The organism is Nitrobacter sp. 62-13, from assembly GCF_001896955.1.
Taxonomy (GTDB): Bacteria; Pseudomonadota; Alphaproteobacteria; order Rhizobiales; family Xanthobacteraceae; genus Nitrobacter.
Genome location: NZ_MKRN01000176.1, coordinates 39,163 through 63,932, shown reverse-complemented (window position 1 = coordinate 63,932; position 24,770 = coordinate 39,163). Strand labels below are relative to the sequence as shown.

Annotated in this window: 20 protein-coding genes and 1 pseudogene; 7 read left to right on the top strand and 14 right to left on the bottom strand. The window is 56.9% G+C overall.

Annotated elements, in window-relative coordinates; all coding sequences use genetic code 11:
- Positions 1-299: hypothetical protein (locus tag BGN91_RS12515; RefSeq protein ID WP_292613604.1), on the top strand; the 299-nt coding region annotated here is incomplete at its 5' end.
- Positions 300-324: 25 nt separating this feature from the next.
- Here BGN91_RS12515 and BGN91_RS12510 read toward each other — a convergent pair.
- From BGN91_RS12510 to BGN91_RS12495, 4 genes are all read right to left on the bottom strand, one after another.
- On the bottom strand, positions 325-3,018 hold the full coding sequence (locus BGN91_RS12510; RefSeq protein ID WP_292613603.1) for a bifunctional acetate--CoA ligase family protein/GNAT family N-acetyltransferase: 2,694 nt from the start codon (positions 3,016-3,018) through the stop codon (positions 325-327).
- Positions 3,019-3,077: 59 nt separating this feature from the next.
- The gene (locus BGN91_RS12505) at positions 3,078-3,518 is read right to left on the bottom strand and encodes a CBS domain-containing protein (RefSeq protein ID WP_292613675.1); all 441 of its coding nucleotides are present in this window, start codon (positions 3,516-3,518) and stop codon (positions 3,078-3,080) included.
- A 78-nt stretch (positions 3,519-3,596) separates the two neighbouring features.
- Entirely contained in the window at positions 3,597-4,067 is a 471-nt protein-coding gene (locus tag BGN91_RS12500) for an Hsp20/alpha crystallin family protein (protein ID WP_292613602.1), read from the bottom strand.
- Between the two features lie 280 nt (positions 4,068-4,347).
- Positions 4,348-5,184, bottom strand: a complete 837-nt coding sequence (locus BGN91_RS12495; RefSeq protein WP_292613673.1) for a universal stress protein — start codon at positions 5,182-5,184, stop codon at positions 4,348-4,350.
- Positions 5,185-5,436: 252 nt separating this feature from the next.
- Here BGN91_RS12495 and BGN91_RS12490 point away from each other — a divergent pair, with 252 nt between their 5' ends.
- From BGN91_RS12490 to BGN91_RS12475, 4 genes are all read left to right on the top strand, one after another.
- The gene (locus BGN91_RS12490) at positions 5,437-6,198 is read left to right on the top strand and encodes a CBS domain-containing protein (protein ID WP_292613600.1); all 762 of its coding nucleotides are present in this window, start codon (positions 5,437-5,439) and stop codon (positions 6,196-6,198) included.
- A 122-nt stretch (positions 6,199-6,320) separates the two neighbouring features.
- Complete coding sequence (gene fixL, locus BGN91_RS12485; RefSeq protein WP_292613671.1) at positions 6,321-7,823, top strand: sensor protein FixL; 1,503 nt, start codon at positions 6,321-6,323, stop codon at positions 7,821-7,823.
- On the top strand, positions 7,813-8,427 hold the full coding sequence (gene fixJ, locus BGN91_RS12480; protein ID WP_292613598.1) for a response regulator FixJ: 615 nt from the start codon (positions 7,813-7,815) through the stop codon (positions 8,425-8,427). Before fixL ends, fixJ begins: the two co-directional genes overlap by 11 nt.
- A 67-nt stretch (positions 8,428-8,494) precedes the next feature.
- A complete protein-coding gene (locus BGN91_RS12475; protein WP_292613596.1) occupies positions 8,495-8,887 on the top strand; it encodes a response regulator in 393 nt (130 codons plus the stop codon).
- A 968-nt stretch (positions 8,888-9,855) separates the two neighbouring features.
- On the opposite strand, the gene BGN91_RS12470 is transcribed toward BGN91_RS12475, so the two are convergent.
- The 8 genes and pseudogenes from BGN91_RS12470 to BGN91_RS12435 form a co-directional block, all read right to left on the bottom strand.
- Positions 9,856-11,457, bottom strand: a complete 1,602-nt coding sequence (locus tag BGN91_RS12470; RefSeq protein WP_292613594.1) for a TrkA C-terminal domain-containing protein — start codon at positions 11,455-11,457, stop codon at positions 9,856-9,858.
- Between the two features lie 28 nt (positions 11,458-11,485).
- A complete protein-coding gene (gene pflA / locus BGN91_RS12465) occupies positions 11,486-12,313 on the bottom strand; it encodes a pyruvate formate-lyase-activating protein (protein ID WP_292613592.1) in 828 nt (275 codons plus the stop codon).
- A 13-nt stretch (positions 12,314-12,326) separates the two neighbouring features.
- Positions 12,327-14,597 carry a formate C-acetyltransferase gene (pflB, locus tag BGN91_RS12460; RefSeq protein ID WP_292613590.1) on the bottom strand — a complete coding sequence of 757 codons (2,271 nt, stop codon included), beginning with the start codon at positions 14,595-14,597 and terminating at the stop codon, positions 12,327-12,329.
- A gap of 269 nt (positions 14,598-14,866) precedes the next feature.
- On the bottom strand, positions 14,867-15,796 hold the full coding sequence (locus tag BGN91_RS12455; protein WP_292613588.1) for a DUF2950 domain-containing protein: 930 nt from the start codon (positions 15,794-15,796) through the stop codon (positions 14,867-14,869).
- Entirely contained in the window at positions 15,793-17,433 is a 1,641-nt protein-coding gene (locus tag BGN91_RS12450) for a DUF3300 domain-containing protein (RefSeq protein ID WP_292613669.1), read from the bottom strand. Before BGN91_RS12450 ends, BGN91_RS12455 begins: the two co-directional genes overlap by 4 nt.
- Positions 17,434-17,554: 121 nt before the next feature.
- Positions 17,555-19,447, bottom strand: a complete 1,893-nt coding sequence (locus BGN91_RS12445; protein WP_292613586.1) for an ATP-binding protein — start codon at positions 19,445-19,447, stop codon at positions 17,555-17,557.
- 308 nt (positions 19,448-19,755) lie between these two features.
- A complete protein-coding gene (locus BGN91_RS12440) occupies positions 19,756-20,175 on the bottom strand; it encodes a hypothetical protein (RefSeq protein WP_292613584.1) in 420 nt (139 codons plus the stop codon).
- A gap of 20 nt (positions 20,176-20,195) precedes the next feature.
- A pseudogene (locus BGN91_RS12435) lies at positions 20,196-20,783 on the bottom strand (HlyD family secretion protein); the annotation flags it as partial.
- Between the two features lie 115 nt (positions 20,784-20,898).
- On the opposite strand from BGN91_RS12435, the gene BGN91_RS12430 reads away from it, so the two are divergent.
- A complete protein-coding gene (locus BGN91_RS12430; RefSeq protein ID WP_292613582.1) occupies positions 20,899-21,354 on the top strand; it encodes a hypothetical protein in 456 nt (151 codons plus the stop codon).
- A gap of 42 nt (positions 21,355-21,396) precedes the next feature.
- The gene (gene ppk2, locus BGN91_RS12425; protein WP_292613580.1) at positions 21,397-22,197 is read left to right on the top strand and encodes a polyphosphate kinase 2; all 801 of its coding nucleotides are present in this window, start codon (positions 21,397-21,399) and stop codon (positions 22,195-22,197) included.
- Between the two features lie 40 nt (positions 22,198-22,237).
- Here the strand turns inward: ppk2 and BGN91_RS12420 are convergent, their stop codons facing one another.
- The gene (locus BGN91_RS12420) at positions 22,238-22,672 is read right to left on the bottom strand and encodes a hypothetical protein (RefSeq protein WP_292613578.1); all 435 of its coding nucleotides are present in this window, start codon (positions 22,670-22,672) and stop codon (positions 22,238-22,240) included.
- Positions 22,673-22,943: 271 nt separating this feature from the next.
- On the bottom strand, positions 22,944-24,674 hold the full coding sequence (locus BGN91_RS12415) for a SulP family inorganic anion transporter (RefSeq protein WP_292613576.1): 1,731 nt from the start codon (positions 24,672-24,674) through the stop codon (positions 22,944-22,946).
- Positions 24,675-24,770: the final 96 nt, after the last annotated feature.

Below are 24,770 nucleotides of genomic sequence, written 5' to 3'. Positions count from 1 at the left end.
TCGGCTACATCGTTATCGCCCCGCTCGCCCTTGATGGCCGCATCGACCATGAGTCATGGAAAGATCATCGCGAAGCATGTCGCGTGACGCGTTTACGGCCGGACGGGAACGACGATGTCGGCCATCTCGTTCGCCGCCCCGGCGGAAGCTGGGCTTTCCACTATGACGATGCGACCAACCTGCCTGACGAATCCGGCTATCACTTCGCGGACGAGCGTTTCGTGCCTGGTGAATACGTTTCAATCAGCGAAGGCGGCGCCATGCACACTTATCGCGTCATATCGGTCGCCCATCTGTGACATGTCGAACGATTGAACACCTCGGCTATAGCGCAAGCCTGACATGGCAGACGTCGCGCTCGATGGGATCGTCCGTGATTTCGAAGCCGAGATCCCGGCACATCGCCAGCATCACAGTGTTCTCCGCCAGCACATCGCCGGCGATGAACTTCAATCCCTCCGACCGGGCGTACTCGATGATCAATTGCATCAGTCTCCAGCCCAGCCCCCTGCCCTTCAAGTCCGAGCGAACCAGTATCGCATACTCGCCGGTCTCATAAATTGAATCCGAATGGATTCGAACGACGCCAACTATCTCGTCGGTAGCCTCGTCGAAAGCCACGAAAGCCATTGCCCGCGCGTAATCGAGTTGCGTCAACCGCGCGATGAAATCATGATCCAACGGCTTCATGGCAGCAAAGAACCGGAGCCTCAGGTCCTGCCTGGTGACACGGCGCAGAAATTCAGAGATCAACGACTCGTCCTCTGGCCGGATCGGGCGAACCATGATCCGCCACCTATCCTTCAGCTCAAGATGCCGCAGCCATTGCGACGGATAGGGCCGAACAGCAAAGTTGGCATTGCCCAGACCGGCGAATTTTCGCACCGGAGGTCCCACCGCAATACGGGCGTCGATCGTAAGAACGCCGGTTTCATCGGCAAGCAGCGGATTGAGGTCCAGTTCACTGATCTCGGGAATATCGGCCGCGAGCTGTGCCAGCTTCATCAACGTCAGAGGTACTTCGTCCTGCTTGACGGGAGGCACATTGCGATAGGCCCGCAATAGCCTGGAAACGCGAGTGCGCTCGACGAGATCACGGGCGAGATTGAGGTCGAGCGGCGGCAGGGCCAGCGCCTTGTCATTGATAACCTCCACGGCCGTGCCGCCATGACCAAAAACGATGACGGAGCCGAAGGTCGGATCGCTGGCGATTCCCAGGATGAGTTCACGAGCCTTCGGCCGCAAGACCATCGGTTGCACTATGAAGCCATCAATCTTGGCATCGGGCCGCTTGGCTCCGGCATTCGCCAGAATGTTGAGCGCCGCGCCGCGAACCAAATCAACGCTGGTAAGGTTGAGCACCACGCCGCCGACATCGGATTTATGCAAAATGTCCCGCGAAAGCACCTTAAGAACGACGGTTGCGCCTTGCCCAAACAAGGATGCCGCATGAGCGGCGGCCTCTTCGGCATTGGCAGCCGCCCGCGTCGCCACGCTGGCAATCCCGTAAGCATCCAGGACGCCCACAACTTCGACCGGATCGAGCCATGACCTGCCTTGCACCACCGCCGCCTCGACAATCCGTCGCGCCGCCGCAGTATCCGGCTCGAATTCATGTGTCAGGCTCGGCGGCACCGCGGCAAGCGACTCAACCGCCTCGCGGTGATGAACGAGATGCATGAATCCGCGCACGGCGTCGTCTTCTGTTGGATAGGTGGGAATGCCGGCATCGGTAAACGCTCCCGAGATCTTCTCGTCGGCGCCGACCCAAACCGCCAAGACGGGTTTGGCGGAAGCAGCGCGCTCGCGCCGGTCTGCCTCGATGACGCGGGTAACCGCCGCGGCAATGGCGCCTGAATCGGCAATCGCCGTTTGCACATTCATCACAAGGACGGCATCGCTATTGTCATCCTCCAGCAGAATCTCGAGCGCCGCGGCATAACGCGCCGGATCGGCATCACCGATGATGTCGACCGGATTGGAGCCCGACCATGTCGCCGGCAGAACGGCGTCGAGTCGTTGTTTGACGACAGGATTGAGCGCCGCTGGAACCCCACCCAACTCGACAAGCCGATCCACCGCAAGAACGCCGATGCCGCCCCCATTTGTGAGCATGGCCAGCCGCTTTCCAAACGCAAACTTGACCCGGCTCAGCGTCTCCGCACAATCGAACAATTCCCGGAGATCAAACACCCGCAAGATGCCCGCGCGACGAAACGCTGCGTCATAGACGGCATCCGAACCGGCGAGCGCGCCGGTATGGGTCGCTGCCGCCCTCGCTCCTTGCGTCATCCGTCCGGATTTGACGACGACGACCGGCTTGACTCGCGCCGCCGCCCGCGCAGCGGACATAAATTTCCGGGCGTCCTTGATCGCCTCGATGTACATCAGGATCGCCTTGGTATCGGCATCGAGCGCAAAGAAGTCCAAGAGATCGGCGATATCGACATCAAGCTGATCGCCGACGGATACGATTCCGGAAAATCCGACGTTGCGATGCGCCGCCCAGTCCACCATCCCGGTCGCTATCGCACCGGATTGGGAGATCAGAGCCAGATTTCCCGCGCGCGGCATATGAGCCGCGAAACTCGCGTTCAAATTTGTCGTCGGCATCAAGACGCCGAGGCAATTAGGACCGATCAACCTCATATGATAGGCACGTGCCGCCCGATCGGCGGCTTCCGCCAACGAGCCCGCTCCATGGCCGAGGCCGGCGCTGACAATGATGGCTCCGGCGCAGCCGAGCCGTCCTGATTCGGCAACGATCTCGGGAATCGTCGGCGCCGGCGTGGTGATAATGACGAGTTCCGGAACAAACGGCAGCTCAGCTAAACATTTGACCGTCGATATGCCGTCGACCTCCCGATAATGCGAATTGACGACGCCGAACGGACCTAGAAACCGGGCTGCGCGCAGGTTTCTTATAATCGCCCGCCCGACCGATCCGCTCCGCGGGCTCGCCCCGACCAACGCCAACGAGTTCGGAGCAAGCAGACTATTCAATCGATAGACTGACATGACCCCCTATCAGAAAACGCTTTCGCTGCCATTCAGCGCAACGAACAATCGGCGGGATTTTAGAGAATACGCTTCTCGTCACGGGTGCAGTCGCGCAAAGCTCGCATGATGTCCTCACGCGAGATGATGCCGACCAATCGCTGGCCGGCATCCATAACGGGGATGCTGCGAAGCCGGTGCTCGACCATCAACTGCAACACACGCACCAACTTCGTGGTTGCGCCCACATAGATAAATTCGTGGATCATCACATCAGCAGCGGTTCGTTTCATGAGTTCGTCATAGCGCGGAACCATCGAGTTCAGCGTAAGGGCAAAACATTTGAGGAAATCGAACTTTGTCACCAGGCCGACGACATCCTGCTGGTCGACGACAGGATAGGCATTGAAATCATCGCGGGCGAACAGATCGTTGAGTTGGTCCATCTTGACCTCGTACGATACCGTCTTGACCTTGCGTGTCATGTAGCGGTCGACGATCTGTTCGAGAAATTGATACAAGATATCACCCAATCCTCTGCATCCGAGGCAAGTTACGGCTTGGACGCGCGGCAGGCCCCGCGCGCCCCGATTCTCAAATCAGGCCGCCCCTTTAACCTCGATTTTTTTGGCTTGCGCGGGCGCCGGCTTCGGCACCGTAACCTTCAGGACACCTTTCGACATCACGGCCTTGATGCTGTCCAGATCCACGCCGGGCGGCAGGTCGACCGTCCGCACGAAGGAACCGTAGTTCCGTTCGACGAGATGGTAGTCCTTTTCTTTTTCCTCCCGCTGGTTTTTCTTTTCGCCGCGAATCGTCAATTGATTGTCCACGACGTTCAACTGAACGTCCTTTTCCTCCATGCCGGGAAGTTCAGCGGTTAATTCAATCTCCTTCTCGGTCTCGGCAAGATCCATGCTGGGCATCAGCGCCCGCGACGACAGACCGGTGAAGCTTTTGCTGAACCCATCGAATAGCCGGTCCATCTCTTGCTGTAGCATCGCCAACGGATTTGCGTCGGTACGCGCCAGGAAACTATCCCGTCCTATCGGAATGAGCGACTTCATCATGACTTGATCCTCCAACAATGAGTCCTGAGTGGCCTCATCTCACCACACGTCGGCCCGGATATTTTGATCGAGGTCAAACAGGCATGGCCGTTGCACTGCGAGGAATAGCCGCATTACGTTCCATGCTAACGTATTGCGCCGCGGGCCTTGTCGGGAGCCATTCAATGCGCGCTATCGCGCGCTCGGCTTCCGCCACGCCGCTCCGGACTCGGGAGCGCCACGATCCCGGTCTGACAAGCCGACCGCCCAGCCGGAATCCAGCTATGAAATCTGACGTGGATCAGCGTGACAGCAACACGCAACGCGTTGACTCAGTCACGAGGTGACGCGTCACACCGCCGAGTACCCATTCGCGTAATCGCGAATGGCCATAAGCTCCGGCGACAATAACACCCGCGCCAACGTTTGCCGCAATTCTATCCAGTGCAGCCGCAGCATCCCGTTTCGAACTCTGCTCCGGAACAAGCGCGTTTGCCACAACGTCATGATGCGAAAGCCACGCAACGACATCGTGAACGCGATTCGATGCGGCCTCGCGGCCGCCATCATCTTCGACAATCTCGACGATCGTGATGTCTTTGGCCTTGCGAAGTAGCGGAAGCGAATCGGCGATTGCCCGCCGCGCTTCCTGGGTATCCTTCCAGGCGACCAGCACGCTTCGCAAATCAAGCCAGTCAACCGTCTCCGGAACAACGAGCAGCGGCCTGCCCGCCTGCATGACCAGATCGCTCGGATTGGCTCTTGCAAACGGGTCTGTAAACGCGCCGTCCCGGCTTTGCCCGATCACGATGATATCAGCGGCTCGCGCTTCGCGCGCAACAAATCGAATAGGCGTCTCCATGTTGGAGCGCCATTCGACGTGTCTTGCACCTCGGTTCATGACCTTTCGAAACTCGGATTCAAGCTCCGATAATCGCGTTCTGATGGCATTCCGACCTTGCTCGATCATCTCGTCGGCTTGCTCGCCCGCAGTGAAATAGAGCGGCGGGCTGAATTCCGCAGCCGCGATTCCGATAATCCGCGCATCAAATCGTTCGACCATTTTGCTGGCAATGGCAAGACAGTGCTCGTTCGGCTGATCGGAAGCGAGGCAAACCATGATCGTCGCGTAAGTCATTCTTCTCTCCGACACGGCTAAATTGACCATCGCAATCATATTGCATGCATGTATCCAAGACAGTGAGGCGAAAATGATCCAGATCAAGAACCTGCAAATGATACGACCTGCCGCTGCGAGCGATTAAAGACGCCGCAGTCAGATTGGAGGAGCTCATATTCCTGTCGACGATCGCGCTTGACCCAGGTCAAGCCATCTTCGACGGGCTGGCGGTAGCATTGAAGCGTTCATTCGAACGCTCGGAGCTTCGACATGCGCGCTCACCAGATCATGACCAGGCGGGTCGTCACGGTCAGCCCTGATACGACCATCGTCGATGCCGCGAACACGATGCTCACACAACACATCAGCGGCCTTCCGGTGATTGACGCAGCCGGGAAGCTGGTCGGCATCATTTCGGAAGGCGATTTCATTCGCCGCGCCGAAATCGGTACGCAACGCAGGAGGGCGCGATGGCTGAAATTCCTGCTTGGAACCGGCAGGGAAGCCTCCGACTTCGTTCACGAGCGGGGCCGCAAGGTCGGTGAAATCATGACGACGGATCCATTCACCGTGTCGGAAGACGCGTTGCTGGAAGACGTTGTCGCAACGATGGAAAAGCACGACATCAAGCGGTTGCCGGTGATGCGGGGCGACCGGATCGTCGGAATCGTGACCCGCTCCAACCTGCTTCAGGCGGTCGCAGGACTTGCACGCGAGATCCCTGACCCGACCGCAGATGACGATCATATTCGCGACCGCCTCATGACCTCGATCGAGAGGAGCGCCTGGCGTCCTTTTGGACTGAGCGTCATTGCGCGCGACGGCATCGTTCATCTCAGCGGTGTCGTTACCGACGAACGGGCGCGGCAGGCTGCCATTGTCGCGGCGGAAAATATCGCCGGCGTGAGGGAAGTTCACGACCACCTTTGCTGGGTCGATCCTATGTCCGGATTGTACCTGAATTCTCCCGAAGACGACAAACGAGTGGCGGCGGATCAGCTGCACGAGCACAAGATGCAAGCGCCCCCGTAGCGTTGCATCAAGAAATCCCTTCACGCCGGCTCATTGCGAGGTACAGTAGACTTCCAATGAAGTTTTCCTGGCCGTGCGGGAAGTGAACCGTGACGAGTGATGATCCGCCACCCCCGAATAGCCTGTTCCGTGACGAAGAGTTGCAACGCGGGATCGACAAATCCGGAGTCGGCATCTGGGATCTCGATCTCTCGACCTGGAAACTGTTCTGGTCCAGTGCAACATGCAGGCTTTTTGGCGTTTCGGAAAGCTGCCCGGCCAGTTACGATTTTTTTCTCTCGCTGCTTCAGCCGGAAGATCGCGCGCGCACCGAATCGGCGATCCAGCGTTCGATCAAGACCGGGTGCAGATTCGATATTCAATACCGGCTCCGTGGGACGTCAGAAGGGAGTCGCTGGGTTCGAGCACGAGGGGGTCTCGTCATCGACGACGATGGAGTGCCGCGGCGCCTCAGCGGCATCGTGCTCGATATCGACGATCAGAAGCTGATCGAAGAAGCCCTGCTCGCGCGCGAGGATCATCTGCGTTCGATCCTCGATACGATTCCCGATGCGATGATCGTTATTAACGACCACGGCATCATGCAGCACTTCAGCACTGCGGCGGAACGTCTGTTCGGTCATGCCGAACACGAAGTCATCGGCCAGAACGTCAGCATCTTGATGCCGGAGCCGGACAGCAGCCGACACGACGGCTATTTGGCCCGCTATCAATCCACCGGCGAACGACACATTATCGGCATCGGACGGATTGTTACCGGCAAACGCCGAAACGGAGTTACTTTTCCAATGCATCTGTCCGTCGGCGAGATGCATTCGGGTGGGAAGCGACATTTTACCGGATTTGTTCGCGATCTCACGGAGCATCAGCAAACCCAGGCAAAACTTCAGGAATTGCAATCCGAGCTGATTCACATGTCTCGCTTGAGTGCGATGGGCGAGATGGCCTCGACTCTTGCGCATGAATTGAATCAACCGTTGACCGCGATCAGCAACTACATGAAGGGATCACGCCGTCTTCTGGCGGCGAGTGCCGACCCCAATATCGCGAAGATCGAAACAGCGCTGGATCGAGCCGCAGATCAGGCCATTCGCGCCGGCCAGATTATTCGGCGGTTGCGTGATTTCGTTTCCCGGCGGGAATCAGAGAAGCGCGTCGAAAGCCTGGCAAAGCTGATGGAAGAAGCCGGGGCTCTCGGCCTCGCAGGCGTCCGCGAACAAAACGTCATACTGCGGCTTGAACTGGACGTGGAATGCGACCGCGTCCTGGTCGATCGCGTGCAGATTCAGCAGGTCCTGGTCAATCTGTTTCGAAATGCCCTGGAGGCGATGGCGGACTCACCAAAACGAGAACTTGCCGCTTCCAGCAAAAAGGCCTCGGACGACATGGTCGAATTGTCCATATCGGATACCGGCCATGGCTTCAGCGAAGCCACCGCTGCAAACCTTTTCGAGACTTTCTTCACGACCAAGGAAACCGGGATGGGTGTCGGGCTCTCCATCAGCCGGTCGATAGTGGAGGCCCATGGCGGCCGAATGTGGGCCGAAACGAACGATTCCGGCGGCGCCACCTTCCGACTGACCTTGCCCATAGCGTCGACCGAGGATTTGCCAGATGTCGTCTAAGGGAAATGTCTATGTCATCGATGACGATCCTACGATGCGGGACTCGCTCGATTTTTTGCTTGGCTCGGCAGGTTTCAACGTCACGCTGTTCGACACCGCCGCCGCCTTCCTCAGCGCCCACGCCGGTCTGGGTTTTGGCTGTGTCGTGTCCGACGTTCGCATGCCCGGCATCGATGGAATGGATCTGCTTCGCCGCCTCAAAGCCGATGCTTCGCCCCTTCCCGTCATCATCATGACCGGGCACGGGGATATTCCCCTCGCAGTTGAAGCGATAAAATTGGGAGCGATCGACTTTATCGAAAAGCCGTTCGAGGATGAACGGCTGATCGGAATGATCGAGGCTGCTATCCAGAGCGCCGATCATGCGAAGTGTGACGCCGTCTCGGCTGAGATCGCATCAAGGATAGCGAGTCTCAGTAAGCGGGAACGTCAGGTCATGGACGGCCTCGTCGCAGGACTGTCCAATAAGCTGATAGCCCGTGAACACAATATCAGTCCCCGGACGATCGAGGTCTACCGGGCAAATGTCATGACCAAGATGCAGGCCCATAACCTGTCCGAGTTGATCCGGCTCGCCCTGCGCGCCGGCATCTTGAACGATTGAGGCAAATCAAGGGGCCCCGTTCCAGCGACCGTATTGTACGGTCGATCATTGGGATTTGCGGCATCAGATGACAGAATTCACAATCGCAAAGTATAAAATCTGCATTCTCGACGACGATCCTGCTGTGCTTCAGTCAATGCGATTTCTTCTCGAAACCCACGGATTCAAGGTTCGTACGTTCAGCGCCGCCGTGACGTTACTGGCTTCCGTCGATCCGGCGGATGTCGATTGCCTGGTGATCGATTACAAATTGCCGCACATGGACGGACTGGATGTGGCCGCGCGCCTCCGTCAACAAAATGTCGCGGCGCCGATTGTCCTTATTACCGGCTATCCCAATCGGCATATGACGGAGAAGGCTGCGGCAGCCGGTATCGACTATATTTTGTTCAAACCCCATTTAGAGGACAGCCTCGTGATGCGGGTTCGAGAGGCCATCTCTCGCCAGTATCCGGCTTAGGGTGCGGCCCTTTTTGTTACTGGCACAGGTAATGAAACCATAAAAGCAGGTAATGAAACCATTTTGGCCGCAGCTTCGATCCCTTCTTTTATGGAGCAGTCGCCCCCTCTCAGCTGATCAAGGTACACCACAACACACGTTGATCTGGATCAACCAGCGACCGCCAAGGATCGGGGATAATAAATCTTAATTGCGAGCCTGCCTGGCGAGAAAGTTGAGGGCCATCAGGTCGGGAACCGCACTCTGATCTCGATTGAGCGGCTGCTATCGTTCGGATGCTTGTCGCTTGGAGGTTTGTCATGGCGGATACACCAAAGCTCTCGGTCCAGAAAGCGCTAGAAAAACTGCGATCCGACGATGCGTTGAAATCCAAGAACGAACGACGCGCCGCGGAAATGGACGTACTCGACGATGAGATAAGGCGCTTGAAAGCGCAAAGACTTCGCCTGGACGGGCGCCAAGGACCGAGCCGATCGTAACGGACATCGGCGGATCACAAGCAATGTTGGGCCAAAAAGCCAATCGCTTTTAACGACCCGCGCGGCGAGTATAGCATCGCGAAGCTCTCACGACGGGAATTGCCGAAGAGGATCTCCCCTGAGTGGCTACAGAGCTTGGTTTTATCAAAGGCGCTGATGAACCCTACGCTCCTAAAGATCAAAGCGAAGACGACATCTTGCGCAAGTTCTCCAAAGATCCGACCAAAACGCTCTAAGAAGCGGTCGCCGGAGCGAGAGCGGTGTGTATCGCCTTGAAGCGATCGAGCCTGACAACATCTCGATCGAACTCGTCGCCGACGGATTGCTTTGCGATGTCCGCCTGCAGCTTGTCGATTTTCACCTTTAGTCCGGCAAGATCGAGGTATCGACGGCTGATGCTGTATCCGCGAGAATATTCAATGCTGTCCGGCGACTTTGTCGAGCGGACGCAAGTGTCCTGCGGGCAAGGAATGGGTTTGCGAGCGCGAGCTAGCCGGCGCTACTACCGGCCATCAGGAGACCTACGATCTGCGCCGCTATCACCTTCACCAGCGTCATGGACGGAAAGATCATAGCGTAACCGATGTCGGGCCGTTCGGTCGGCGCCATCTTGGTCGAATAGACGAGAATCGCCGGATTTCCTGTGGCGCCGGACGCCACCCCCGCGAGATCGTCATACGGGATCTTCAGAACGTAATGGCCGACCAGCAAGACGATGAATACCGTCGTGAGCAGAACCGCACCTCCAATAAAGAGCATAGTGAAGCCCGATTCCGTGACGGTACGAACAAAGGGCTGCCCGGCGTTGACGCCGACGGTGGCAAGAAACATCGCTAGCCCAAAATTTCGCAAGACAATATTCGCCGGTAACGGCATGGTCCAGAGCATGGGACCCGTGCGGCGCATTTTGCCCAGGATGAGAGCGACGATCAGCGGTCCCCCACCAATACCGAGCGTCACCACGCCTACGCCAGGAACAGGAATCGGAACGAGCCCGAGCAGGACGCCCAGGACCATTCCAACTCCAAGTGAGACATAGCTGAATTCAGCCGCCGCCTTGACCGTGTCGCCAAAGTGACGTCGGATATCGTCCTTTCGATCAGGCGGCATCAGCACGCCGACCCGGTCGCCGAATTCGAGCATGAGGTCCGGCGTCGGCACGAGATCCGCGTCATAGCGACGGACATGCAAGATGTGCGTCGGAAAGCCGGCCGGCATAGGAAGCTTGGCGAGCGGTATTCCGACCACACTGGCTTTTCCGACAAAGACTCTGATGTAATCAAGGTCGGTGCGGTCGCCGGCCAGGCGTCCGGGCTCCAGCTTTCCGAGCGCGGCGGCCGCTTTGGCAATTTCTTCGTTCTGCTCCGCGATCACGAGAATCGCATCGCCGGCGGACAAGACAGTATCGGCCTCAGGGACCAAGTTGCGTCCGTCTTTGCGAACCATCGTGACCTGCACGCTGCTCAGCACCTTCGTCATCAATTCGTCAAGTCTCTTTCCGGCGTGGCTTTTGCCGATCGATATCTCGCCCATTTGGAATCGCTGCGCTTTAGCCGGAAATTTCGGCTTTACGATTCGGTTCATGAAGTAGATGCACAGGATCGGACCGATGACCCCGAATGGATAAGCAATCGAATAGCCGATCGACGGATCCTTGTTCTTCATGACGTCGAGCGCGGCCTGGAGCGTGGCCGTGCTTGTCATCGATCCGGCATAGATACCGAGCGTATGTCCGACCCCGATGCCGAAGATATGTCCAAGCCCGAGCGCGACCAATAAGCCGGCCAGACATGCGACAAGAGCAAGTATATTGTACTTCTGCCCGACGCCGACCATGCCTTCGAAGAACTGCCTGCCGTACAGGATACCGATGCCGTACAGGAACATGATCAGTCCTGTCAGTCCGATCGGGCCGATGATCTGCGCTTTGGGGGCGAACGCACCGATGGCAAGGCCGACGAAAAGAACGGCGCCGACGCCGAGAGAAAATCCTGCGATACTGACCTGACCGACCAGATAACCCAACCCGATCGCCAGGAAGGCAGTCAGTATCGGTTGGCTTCCGATAATGTCACGAGCAAGGTCCAGCATTTTGGTTTCTCCCGAACCCCTGATGCAGCTAGCGAACCTGACAGCCTGCCGATCGAAACTGCCCGACGACGCGGTCTACCAGGTCCTTGCCGGCAGGCGGCGTGTCGAGCAGCTTGTAATCGAGTCCCATCGCCTTCCACTTGAATGCGCCCATCTGATGGAACGGCTGCACCTCGACCCACTCGACATTTTTCATCGGCGCGACAAATTGAGCGATGCCGTCGACGTTGGCGGGTTCGTCGGTCTCGCCGGGGACGAGTGTGAAACGAACCCACACCGGCTTGGAAAGCGCAGCAAGCCGCTCAGCGAAGCGCAGCGTCGGCGCGAGATCGCGACCCGTCACCCGTCGGTAGGTGTCGGGATCCGAACTCTTGATGTCGAGCATGACAAGGTCGATGTTCGACAGATAATTTTCATCGACACGATCCCCCATAAACCCCGAGGTCTGAATGGCTGTGTGCAGGCCCAACGCCTTTGCTCCGGCGAATATCCGCCGTGTGAATGCAAGTTGAACCATCGGCTCTCCGCCGGAAATTGTAAGTCCTCCGCCAAGCGGAAGAAGTGCGGGCACGAAATCACTTACGCGACGAAGCACATGGTCGGCCGAAACGTAAGTCCCATCCTTAAGATGCCACGTATCCGGATTGTGGCAGTAGGTGCATCGCAAAAGACAGCCGGAGACGAAGATCACGATGCGTAGACCTGGCCCATCATATCGAGATGAGGTTTCGTAGGAGTGACAATACCCGAACGCGCCCTCTTCATCCTTGAGCTGGCCTTCGTCCGGCGCGTCGGGTGAAATTCCAACCCGGAGGTCATAACGACTTCCGGATTCAAGCATCTGCACCGTCGACATGGTTCACCTCGGTTCAGATCTGGCCGTGGAAAGTGCGGCTGATCACATCTCTCTGCTGTTCCGGCGTGAGACGAACGAAGTTGACGGCATAACCGGAGACTCGAATGGTGAGCTGAGGGTACTTGTCCGGATTTTTCATCGCATCCTCGAGCGTGTCTTTATCGATCACGTTCAGATTCATGTGGAATCCGCCTCGATCAAAATAAACGTCAAAAGCCTTGACGGCTTCTTCGATCATCTGGCTTTCCGAGAGATGCGCCTTCTGTGGAGCGACGGAAACCGTATAGCTGATGCCATCCTGCGCGTCCTTGTAGGGGAGCTTTGCAACAGACAGACAGGAAGCAAGCCAGCCGTGGCTGTCCCGACCGTGCATCGGGTTTGCGCCCGGCCCGAACGGTTCGCCCTTGCGGCGCCCATCGGGGGTGTTACCGGTGGCCTTTCCGTAAACTACGTTGGAGGTAATGGTGAGCACGCTCTGCGTATGCGTCGCGTTGCGATAGGTAGGATGTTTTCGTATCTTCTCCATGAAGCTGGTGACGATGCTTGAGGCGATTTGATCAACGCGGTCATCATTGTTACCAAATTGGGGAACAGCCTTATTCCCCTCATTCTGATAATCGACCACCAACCCTGTCGCATCGCGGACCACACGAATCTTGCCGTACTTGATCGCGCTGAGGCTATCGGCCACCACCGATAGGCCGGCGATGCCGAACGCCATTGTTCGGAGGACGTCGCGATCATGCAACGCCATCTCCAGGCGTTCGTAGAAATACTTGTCGTGCATGTAGTGGATGCAGTTCATCGCGTGGACATATGTGCGCGCCAGCCACTCCATCGTGGTGTCGAACTTGGCCATCACATCGTCGTAGTCGAGGAAGTCGCCTGCGACCGGCCTCGTCTGGGGTGCTACCTGCTCGCCTGAGACTTCGTCGCGGCCTCCATTGATCGCATACAGCAGCGCCTTCGCCAGGTTCACACGGGCGCCAAAGAACTGCATCTGCTTGCCGAGGCGCATCGCCGAAACGCAGCACGCGATACCGTAATCGTCGCCCCAGAACGGGCGCATCAGATCGTCGTTTTCGTATTGAAGCGAGGACGTATCGCGGCTGACCTTGGCACAATAGCGTTTGAACGCCGCGGGCATATGGTTGGACCACAGCACCGTGATGTTCGGCTCAGGCGCCGGACCGAGATTCGTAAGCGTGTGCAGCATGCGATAGCTGCTCTTGGTCACCAGCGTGCGCCCGTCCAGATCCATACCCCCGATGCACTCGGTCGCCCAATAAGGGTCTCCGCTGAACAACGCGTCATATTCGGGTGTGCGCAAAAAGCGGACTATGCGAAGCTTCTGAACCAGCTGATCCCAGAGTTCCTGAGCTTCGTTTTCGTCCAAAGCGCCCTGCTTCAGATCACGCTCGATGTAGATGTCGAGGAAAGTCGATATACGGCCAATGGACATGGCGGCCCCGTTGGCCTCCTTGATCGCCCCCAGATAGGCGAAGTAGGTCCATTGGAACGCCTCCTGAGCATTGCGGGCAGGCTTCGATATATCGAGGCCGTATAGCTTGACCATCGAGGATAGGTCTTCAAGTGCGCGTATCTGGTCGGAAAGTTCTTCGCGCAACCGAATGATGTCATCGCTCGGCCACATGTCGTCGATCTGTTCCCGCTCGGCTCGCTTGGCTGCGAGAAGGCGGTCGATCCCATAAAGAGCAACCCGCCGGTAATCTCCAATAATACGGCCACGACCGTAAGCATCGGGCAGGCCAGTGATAATCCCGGATTTCCGGCATTTCATGATTTCGGGCGTATAGGCGTCGAAGACGCCGTCGTTATGCGACTTTCGGTATTTCGTGAAAACCTCGTGGACGACCGGGTCGGGTTCGAAGCCCGCGGCCTTGAGACCCGCTTCGACCATCCGCAATCCGCCGAACGGAAAAATCGCTCGCTTGAAAGGTTGGTCGGTCTGAAGACCTACAATAACTTCATTATCGCGATCGATATAGCCAGCCTTGTGAGCAAGCAGCGTCGAGGGAGTTTGAGCATCGACTGCAAGCACCCCCTTTTTTCGTTCCTCGGCGAAGTACGGCTGCAATTTCGCCCAGACGGCCTTGGTACGCTGAGACGGTCCGGCGAGAAAAGCTTCGTCACCCGCGTAAGGCGTAGCATTTCGGATGATGAAATCGCGAACGTTGATGGAGTTGAGCCAATCTCCGGGCTGGAAATCGCTCCAGCAATCTCCGGCCTTGGCTTCCGTCCTCAGGGCTGCGCTGGTTTTCATGGTGCATCTCCCACCGGCTTGGACCGATCAAGTCGGACACATCGATACCGAGGGCGACAACTCGGCATGCACCATGACCATCGTGTCGACAGCATTTCTGGCTTTGATTTAGATCAACAAATGAACGATCGTCGGCTTCGATACTTTCCGTTTCGCAACGGTGGATGGCGACACAGAATGGTCGCAGCTGAGCCGTCAGCCGCGTCACCGAAAACAATCAACACAAACACCGGGCCAGACGCGTGAGCATCCTCGCTCAACCGTCGCGTTCAATGCTCCGTCGTGTCGACCTTCTTCCACGTCTGATCCGGATCGAACAAGACGATACGTTTGGCGAGAAAGTCCGTTCTCTTGCCGAGGTCCTTTTGATAGACGGTTCCGGTATGGCTGACCATGAAGGTCATGACTCCAGAGTTGCCGTATTCGGCAGGATAAGCGATCAGCGCGAAACCGCCGATCATTTTGCTTTTGACGATGTAGTTCAGTGCGCCACCGGGCGCGTTGGGGCCTTGTCCCCTCAATATTCGAAAGAAATATCCGTGATACGGGGCGCCATGCCCATCGACCTTATAGCCCTCTGATGATGCTTCCGCCGCCAACTCGCCAAGTGGGCTGGGGTCGCGGTCGTCGCGCCAGAATAGTCCATCCTTCTTGCCAGGATTGCTGACAATGCGTTGAGCGTAAATACTGACGCCTTCGCCTGTTCGATCCTTCTCGGCATATTCGTTCTGGGCATCTACGAAGGCGAGACAGGTCTGAATTGCATCCAATTCATTGCGTCCGATGCGGCGATAAAGAATCTCGAGACGCCCGGCGCTTGCGTTGAATTCCCAGCCGCTCTTGCCGCTGACAAGTGGAATTGGAAACGGAAATTCATCGGCGCCTAAAATAAGCGTCGCCTTCTTGTTTCCTTCAGCCTTGATGGCGTGCTTGGCATCATACGCAGAAAGAAAACGCTTCCGCGTCTCTTCGTCAGCAACGCTATCGCCGGATTCGACCAGGTCTTCGGCATTTCTGCCGAGGACTTTCAGAATGGCTCGTGTCATGCCGGTCTTGACCGCCGCTACCAGTCCCGCTGCCGCATCTTCCGGCGAAGAAAAGGCCTGTTGAGCCCGGCTCGCGCCGATTGACAGAGCGATCGCAAGGATTGCTACCGCACCGGTCGAAGCGGCGCGAGAAATCCGTATCGATGCGATCATGGCGACACCTCCCGCAACACAGGAATTTTTGCGCCCGCAGCGAACCAGTCGTTGTAGGTTCTCAGCTTTAATCCCAGCTTCTCGTAGTAAACTCTGAGGTAGCCGTCGCGACCACGGATCACGGCTTGCGGCATCAGGTTCTGCACTTCCTGCGCAATCACGCCGACATATGACTTCCTGCTGCCGAGATAGCTGAAGCGGTAGTAGCCGAGACCATTGGCGAGATACCCCAGCAGCACGATGTCGTGTTTCAACTGGATATCGGATCGCCGCCCTCCGCCGCCGCGGAAACCGCCACCGCCACCACGGAAGCCCCCGCCACCGCCGCCGCGAAATCCGCCGCCATGGAAGTCTCCTCTGCCGGCGGATGCCGCGCCGCCGCGTCCAGCGAAGCTGCCTCCTCGACTGCCCAGACTCGCGTGACCGCGAACCGAGGCCGCGGAAGCCGCCCTGCCCGACGATATGTTCATGGCGCCGCCACGATTGCCGCCGCCACGCGCCGCGCCGCTACGGTTGGCAGCCCTGTTCCCTGCCTTGGCCCGGTCGCCGCCACCCCGGGCGCGATCGGCTGCGCCCGACCGATTGCCACGATCGCCGCCCGGCTGGTTGCGCGAGGCCGCACGGTCGCCTGCACGATCTCCTGCTGCCCGATCTCCGCCGCCAGCTCGATCCTGCCCGGGACGAAGCACCTGCTGCCCATCGCGGCCACGAAAATCCATGCGGTTCGAGACGCCCGCCTTCAGATTGTTATTGCCGAAGCGCTGCTGAACGTTCGCGTTATTGTATCGCACGCCCTGGCGATGCGCCGGATTGTGCTGCCAGCTGTTTCCAATGTTGTTCGTCCTGTTGTAGTGATTGACGTAGAGATTGCGGTTACCCCAATTGAACCCGCCGCCCCAATAATTACCCCAGCGCCCGATAGCCCAGGCCGCACCGAACGCGAGCCCCGTCGCGATCACTCCCGCGCCGATATAGGACGGATACCCGAAGTAGTAGGGTGGATATTCTGTATAGGGCCAGCTCCCGTAAACCGTTGCCGGATCATAATACGGCACGTACATCGTATCAGGGCTGGCAGCTTCGATGACGATCGTCCGCCTGTTTTCTTGCGTTTGAACGCTGATCTTCTGCTGTTTGGTGGTGACAAGCTTTTTGTTGTCGTAGGCCTTAGAACGAAGGCGTTGGATTGCATCCATGACGTCCGCTTGCTGCGCGAGAACGGCATCGCCGAGACTCTTGGTCCAGTCGATCTTGTCGCTCATCATTGAAATGACATCTGGAGTGCTCGAAAGCGCCTTGACGCTGTTGTCCCATGATTGCTTTTCAACTTCGCTCTTCAACGCATCGCCTTTGAGCGCTTTGCGTTCCTTGAGCCACCGGTCGGCCTGTACGACTTCAAGTGGATAAGTCGACGCAGCCAGCACATTTGCGAGCAACTCATCGGGATAGAGCGCAATCGGGGCGACCAGCGCTTCGAGCTGCTCGGATTTCAATAACTCTGCACCGGGCAAAGGTTTGGTCGTCAGCTGCTGCGTGCTGCCGGAGCCGGGCGGATTGTCGGCCGTTTGGGCGGAGACCGCGACAGGATTCGTCATTAGCAATGTAAGAGCGATCAACGTCTTGCCGCAGCGGAACATCTCGGCTCTCCTCAAGTGCATCGTTACACGATGGATCCAGGCCGGGCTCGTGCTTTGATAAAGATCAATGAAACGAACGGCGTCGTGTTGCTGCACTGCAGTGCCAGCGTGACCGGAGTCATCAGGTCAAAATTGATCGACCGCGCGCAGACGGAAGCCTGATTACGAAAAGTGCGCCGCCGGACGATAAGTTCGCCGCGGAAACATGCCCCTGATGCGCCTCCACAATAGTTCGGACAATCGCGAGTCCCATACCCACGCCCTGTGGTTTTGTCGTGAAAAATGGATTGAAGACGCTCTTGAGATCACCGGCGGCTATGCCAGGGCCGGTGTCGCTGATGCTAATTTCTGCGATGTCGTCCGAAAGGTTCGTGGTTACGCTAACTTCACGCTCACTTGAGTCCGCTTCCGATATTGCTTCCACCGCATTGACAATCAAATTCAGAACAACTTGTTGCAATTGAACGGCATCGCCCTTGACCGTCAGATCGACCGATGTCGTGACGCATCTCAATATAATGTTCCGTGCCCGAGACATGGCTGTGATAAATCCGATCACCTGCCGTACCGTTTCGTTCAGATCGATACACTTCATCTCAAAGGGTGTTTTCCTCAAGACGCTGCGTAGCCGACGTATAACTTCGCTGGCGCGCTGATCGTCGCGCCTGATGTCGGCGATAATTTCCCTCAATTGACCCAGATCCGGTGAAGAGCTAGTCAGCATGAGCTCTGCCGTTTCCGCGTTGGTAAGAATTGAGCCTAGCGGCTGGTTTAATTCGTGCGTGATCGAAGCGGTCAGTTCACCGACGGTCGAATGTCGGTTAAGATGTGCAAGCTCGACCAGACGCTTCCGCGATTCAACTTCAGCAAGACGGCGACGATGCCGTTCGCGGAGCAGTCCGCTGATTAACCCCCCTTGAATCAGGATTACGATCGTAATCAGCGAAAGCGATACACTGTACTTTTCCCAGATACCTGGCTCACGAAACAGGATCTTGCTTCCCGGAGGCAAGTTGCTCTCCCTGATACCCCAGCGCTGCATCTCCCGCCAATCGAACTTTGGACCGGCATATTTGATTGCAGCAGGCCTTATATCGCGAGGCCTTTCTCCGTTCAGGATTCGAACCGCCACGGCAGCCGTAAGCCTGCTAATTTCGAGAACGGAATACATTGGCCCGCCAACGATATCGTTGCCAAAAAAGCCATCGTCGTAAGAAAAAATCGGAGCATTGGACACTTCGTGGAGTTGCCGAAGCGCATTATTCCCCTCGTAAGAAATCCCTGCCGCATCGACGTTCATAAGATGCCAGAAGATGGCTGTGTTCGCCGGCAACGTTTCACTTTTTTCCAAAAACTGCTGAAACGGAATATCGTCGGTCCAAATGAATTCGACCTTCTTGTTGAAAGCGGCCGCATCCTTGCGGAGCTCCCCGAGCCAGAATTTCTCATTTGGCGATGTTCCGTTCACAACGACAATTCGCTTCGTTTCGGGAAGAACACGAAGGATCGTCTCGAAAGAAAGGTGAAAATCGTGAGAAACCGCAATAATGGTTTCGTTATCCGGCAAATTCGATAACTGGACACGCCGCTGCTCGACAGCCGACAGTATGAGGGGAATTCCAATGAACAGACGTTGGCGGTTATGCTGAACGAAATTCGAGGCAGGGGCGCCGATGGCAATGACGATATCCGGCGGGTGTTCGGAATAAAGCGCCGTCAGGTAATCAATAAAAGGAAGTTCGGGTTTTTCACCGCCAGAACGTGCGGAAACTAACGAGTGGTCCCGAAGATCAATCTGCCATGGCGACAACCGTTCCAGATTCTCGCGAATGGCTTTGGCGTATGCCCCCCAGGGTCTGAAATCCTGCCCGAAGGAATTCAGGATTAATACTCGCTTGATTTCGCGACTTTGAGCGCCTCGCGCAAGCTCGGACGGAATGATCGCCCAGACCAGCAGGCAGACGAACAGACGAATGACGAGATCCATCGCTACCATCGGAACGCGTCCGTTCATCTTCGTACGCCGGCTCTCCGAACGGCTGCATCGTAGCACTTTTTCGTACAGGCATACAGCCTGAGCGAACGAAGCCGCAACTGTCAACAACGCGTCGCGACCCGGCCGGAGGCATCCACGATCCGAACGCATGAGAAACCATGATATGCGTCCGCGCGCCGAGAGCACTCACGGCCGCGGTAACCGCCGAGCACATCGCCCTCCAGGCGACTCCGCCATAGCTTATTGGCATCAGGGTCCGGCCAATCCTTGCCTCGGAGAACGCTCCATTCTTAAATTCAAACTCCACCGATCTAAGGTATGATTAGCTAGATTCGACATCGGTGATATTGAGCATCTATTCCTTCCATACCCGGGAATTCTCGGGTGATGGTGTCGGCATCGATCACCTTCAGGAAGAACTGAACTTTTGAAAGCATGATCCCTGAGTCGCAAGCGACAACGAGATTGACGCTTTGATCGCTCTCCTTCTTCGACTTGATCAGGCAGCTCGCGGATTTCCCTCTTAGGCGATTGGCTTCAACTATGAACCCACCGCCGTAAGCACCTGAAAAATTCGTAAAACCGATTTGGCGTGCACGTCCTTTGCGAGTAAATATTTTATTGCATTGTTCCGCACTCGTAGCCCACGCCCCGGAAAACTCGAACGCATTGACCTTCTGCGGCGACAGCAGCACGGCGCTCGCGGTAATTGCCGCTGCAAAGACGAGCTTTCGAAGCGCACTCATGGCTTTCCTCCTTGAAGCAGTCAGTGATCGCTAAGTGCCAATGTCTTGATTGGCAAAAGCAGCGCCTGAATCCGAAGCAGCAGCGCATGCACCAATCCTACCCCGTCATTAACATGCTGGACAATTTTCCGGCCGTCACCCCTGCGAGACCACCCTTATAAGGGGGCTTGAGATGAACGAGGATCGTGCCGGGCCTCGCGACACTCTGCGCTTCAACCAATTGCTCTCCGCCGCGAAATTGACCGGCGGCGATGTAGTCCTGAACCGTGGTGACGACCATTGGGATTATCACCCACGGCTTGGAGATGCTGGTCGCCTCCGCTACCATCCTTTCTTTCAAGACTTGAGCTTCGATCTGCCCAAACCCCGCCTGCAGTGATCGCTGGCCGGCGCCTTCCGGGATGAGTATCCCAGCGGATCGCATCAGCGGATTGACGATATCACCTGTGCGCAGAGCAAACTGCTCAACCCGACCGCTGTGCGATTGCAGCATCGACTTCAGCAATCTTTCGCTTGGCCGTTTCGAGCGCTGCCTCCTGTTTCGATCTATCCAGCCTGAGCATCACGTCTCCCTTGGAGACCGGCGCAGTGAGACCTTTGGCGTGCACGTTACGTCCGGCCGATGCGAATCGTTTGACTTAGATCAAGGCAACGAGGTCGACCCGACATAGTTTTGTGGAGATGTGGAGCAGACCAAGACCATTAGATTAGGAGTTCCTCGTCATGCCAGGCAGCATCGATGACCTCATTCCCAGTGCGAAGCAGATTCGGAAAGAAGCGGCCCTTAAGGAGACCGAAAAGGCGGATCAGTATGCCCGCCTGGCAGCGGCCGCAGAAGCCGAGAAACAAGCGCTGATCGAACGGCTCAGTCGTCCGTCAGGCAAATCCGAGGAAGAGAAAATCCAACTCGCCTCGACGATTATTCAGCGAGCAGTACGAAACGGATTAACCGAAGTGCAAGTATATCGGTTTCCCAACTCGCTGTGCACAGATAATGGCCGTGCCATCAATCAGCAGGAAGCCGGTTGGGAAAATACATTGATGGGGATTCCGAAGGAAATCTTCGAGCTTTGGCGCGAATACCTGAAACCGCGGGGTTATCGCATCGGCTACCAGATTATCGACTACCCCGGAGGCATTCCGGGCGATATCGGCATCACTATTTCCTGGGGAGACTGAGGACAGTCCGTAGAGTTTAATCTGAAGCAGCGGAAATTACGAATGGCAGCCGACGCAGACGCGCCACGGATGAAACGCAAGGCCTATGAGAAAGAGTTGGAAAAACTCCAGGTCGAGCTTTGCTATCTCCAGGAATGGGTGAAGGCGAACAAGATTCGAGTTATTATCCTGTTCGAGGGCAGAGACGCCGCTGGCAAGGGCGGCACGATCAAGGCGATTACGGAGAAGGTCAGTCCGCGCGTGTTTCGCGTTGCCGCCTTGCCAGCTCCGTCGGATCGCGAGAAAACGCAGTTATTCCTTCAACGTTACATGCAATATTTCCCGGCTGCCGGTGAAATCGTGATATTCGACCGGAGTTGGTATAACCGCGCCGGCGTGGAATATGTGATGGGCTTCTGCACACCCGCCGAGCACAAGCGATTCCTTTCGCTCTGTCCGGAAATCGAGAAATATATCATCGAAGGCGGCATCATCCTCATCAAACTCTGGCTTGAGGTCGGAATGGACGAGCAGGAGCGTCGCTTTAAGGCTAGAATTGATGATCCGTTGCGGCAATGGAAATTAAGTCCAATGGATACCGAATCCTATCGACGATGGCACGACTATTCGGAAGCGCGGGATCTGATGTTCAAGGCGACCAGCACGCAACAATCGCCATGGTACATCATTCGATCCGACGACAAGCGCCGGGCACGACTGAACTGCATCGCCCATCTGCTGCAGTCGATTCCGTACAAACGTATCCATAAGAATAAGGTCAAGCTGCCAAAACGTTCCGCCAAGGGAGACTTTGACGACCAGACCAGCCTGCGCGGGATGGCGTTCGTGGCTGAACGTTATTAAGTGGATCGGCCGCGCACTGCGCGGTCGATCTGGTTCGTATCTATTTCAGGCGTATCGAGACCCCGCTGACAGCGACCGACATTTCGGCGCCTACCTTCGGACCACTCAATTGCAGGATCACGCCATTGGCATTCTGCAATTGAACTCCACCTGCCCCGGCCGCAAAGGCTCCTCCGGCTCCGACAGCGGTGTACCTGCCTTCAATAGAGGTCGGTCCCTTCAGATTGATAGCTCGTCCAACTAGTTTGGAGGTCGAGGCTCCGATCGTGAAGCCGACGCTCATCCCCGATACAGTGAATGGATAATGGTGGCCCCGGAGCGTCAACACGCCCTCGCCGCCACCGACTCCTACGACGAACCCGCCTTTAGTGAAGATCACTGCGACGCGACCTATCTCAGCTCGTGCTGGCGTACTGTTGACGACTGCGCCCACGAGCAGGGCTACCAGGGCGACGCTTATGCTAAACCTTTTCATGATGTCCTTTTCCTATTTTCCTCTGATGACTCAACGCTTCGATAAACCAGCAGCTTCGACTGAACGGAAAGAAAACTGATAGGCGCTTGTTGTGCGTACTAGAGTATTGGTGGACATTTTCCTTTTGCTTTTCGGCCACCTTGATCCAAGTCAACGTCGCTCTCCCCGACATAACGCCCCGAGCTGCAGCGAAGGTCGCACTGCACATGTAAGCTGATGTCAGACACGTCCGGTCGGAATCCCCTGATCTGCAGGGCATCTCGGGAATAGTTCACTGTTGAGGCGTCCGTTCGCTCTGGAGGTCGGGTCGTTCGCCGGCATTGTCATCGGCCAGCACAGCGTCAAGCGTGCGGAGCCATTCCCTGCTGTCCGTCTTCTCCGCCAGCCCTTCCGCCTTTAGCAATTCACGCAACTGCGCGTGAGCGCCGACGATGCAGAACGCTATATTACGCGACATGAGTTCATCATGGAGATCGATCAGCATCCGGGCCCCCGCCAAATCGATGTAGGGCGACGCCGAAAGATCGCAGGCAACTAGCTTCACGTCAGACGATTTTCGCAGCGTTGCCAAAACTGTCTCAAGAATCGTCTCGGCGTTGATGTAGAGCAACGAGGCTTCAGGACGGAACGCAATAACGCCAACCAACGGTTTCACGCCCTCATGCCGGAGGCTGTCGGAATAGCGACCCGAGCCAGGAAGCCGTCCAAGAAACGCTATATTGGGCCGCGACGCTCGGATAAGAAGCAGGAGGATGGATGCAAGGGCAGCAAGCAAAATACCCTGGAGAATCCCAAGCAACAACACCGATACGAGGGCGATAGCCGCGGCATGGAAGTCGATGCGGCTTACTTTCCACATACGGACTAGCGCGCGAATATCAACAAGTTTGTAAACTGCGGCAATGACAACTCCAGCCAACACGGCCCGCGGCAGGTTGGTTAGCAACTCAGTAAAGAACAGCAGGCAGAGCGCGAGGGTAAGTGAGCAAAACACCAATGCCAGGGGCGTGCGCGCCCCCGCCGTGTCATTGACGGCGGACTGCGACAACCCGCCCGCGACGGGATAGCCATGGCCGAATGCAACTGCGAGGTTGGCAACCCCCAGCGCCAAGAATTCTTGACGGACATCGATGCTATATCCATGTTTTGCTGCAAAACTCCGCGCCGCAGAAACGCCTTCTATATACGCCAGCAACAGACATCCGGCTGCTATTGGAAATAGCTCTTCGAAATCCAGCATTCCGAAAGTCGGCACCTCGAAGGCAGGCAATCCTTCTGGTATCTTTCCGGTGACGGGCACACCCAGCGCTGAAAATCCGAACAACGTTGCCACGAGAATCGACAATGCCAGCACCATGAGTCCGACAGGTCTGCCTGTCAGGAAGCGTTCGCCGAGGGAAAGGAGCGCGATCGCCACAATTCCTATGCCCAATACAAGTGGATTGATGTTGCCGATCTGACCCGCGAGTCGAATTGCGCGGTCAAGGAAGTTATGGCCGCCACTAGCCACGCCGAACAGGCTCGGCAACTGACTCATGATGATTGTAAGTCCAGCGCCCGCCTTGAAGCCGACGAGAATGCTGTCGCTAACCAAGCGCACAATAATGCTCAGCCTGAAGACCCAGGCGACCAGGCAAAGCAGCGCCACAGCGAATGCCGAAAGACTCGCAATCTGTGCGAATCGTACGGCGTCTCCTCCTGCCAATGCCCCGAGGTTGCCAGCGATCATGAGCGATATTGCGGAGGTAGGACCGACAGCAAGCTGGCGAGACGATCCGATAAGAGCATAGCCCAAGCCGCCAAGAAGATAACCATAGATGCCGACTTGCGGCGGCAATCCGGCAAGGCCCGCATAGGCCAGCGACACCGGGATGGCGTAGGCGGCGAGCGTCACCCCCGCGATCGCATCACGATGAAACCAAGACGGTTTATATCCGGCAAGCCACGTCAGCGGCGGAAAAATCCCTGTCCAACTCACTCCCTGAAGCGCGTACAGCTTCATAGACGTTCCTAACGTATGTCGCAGAGAAGCAAGACGACCGGCAAGATTCACAGATCCTGATAGCATAGGCGGCGCGTCGCGCCGGACGCGGATTGA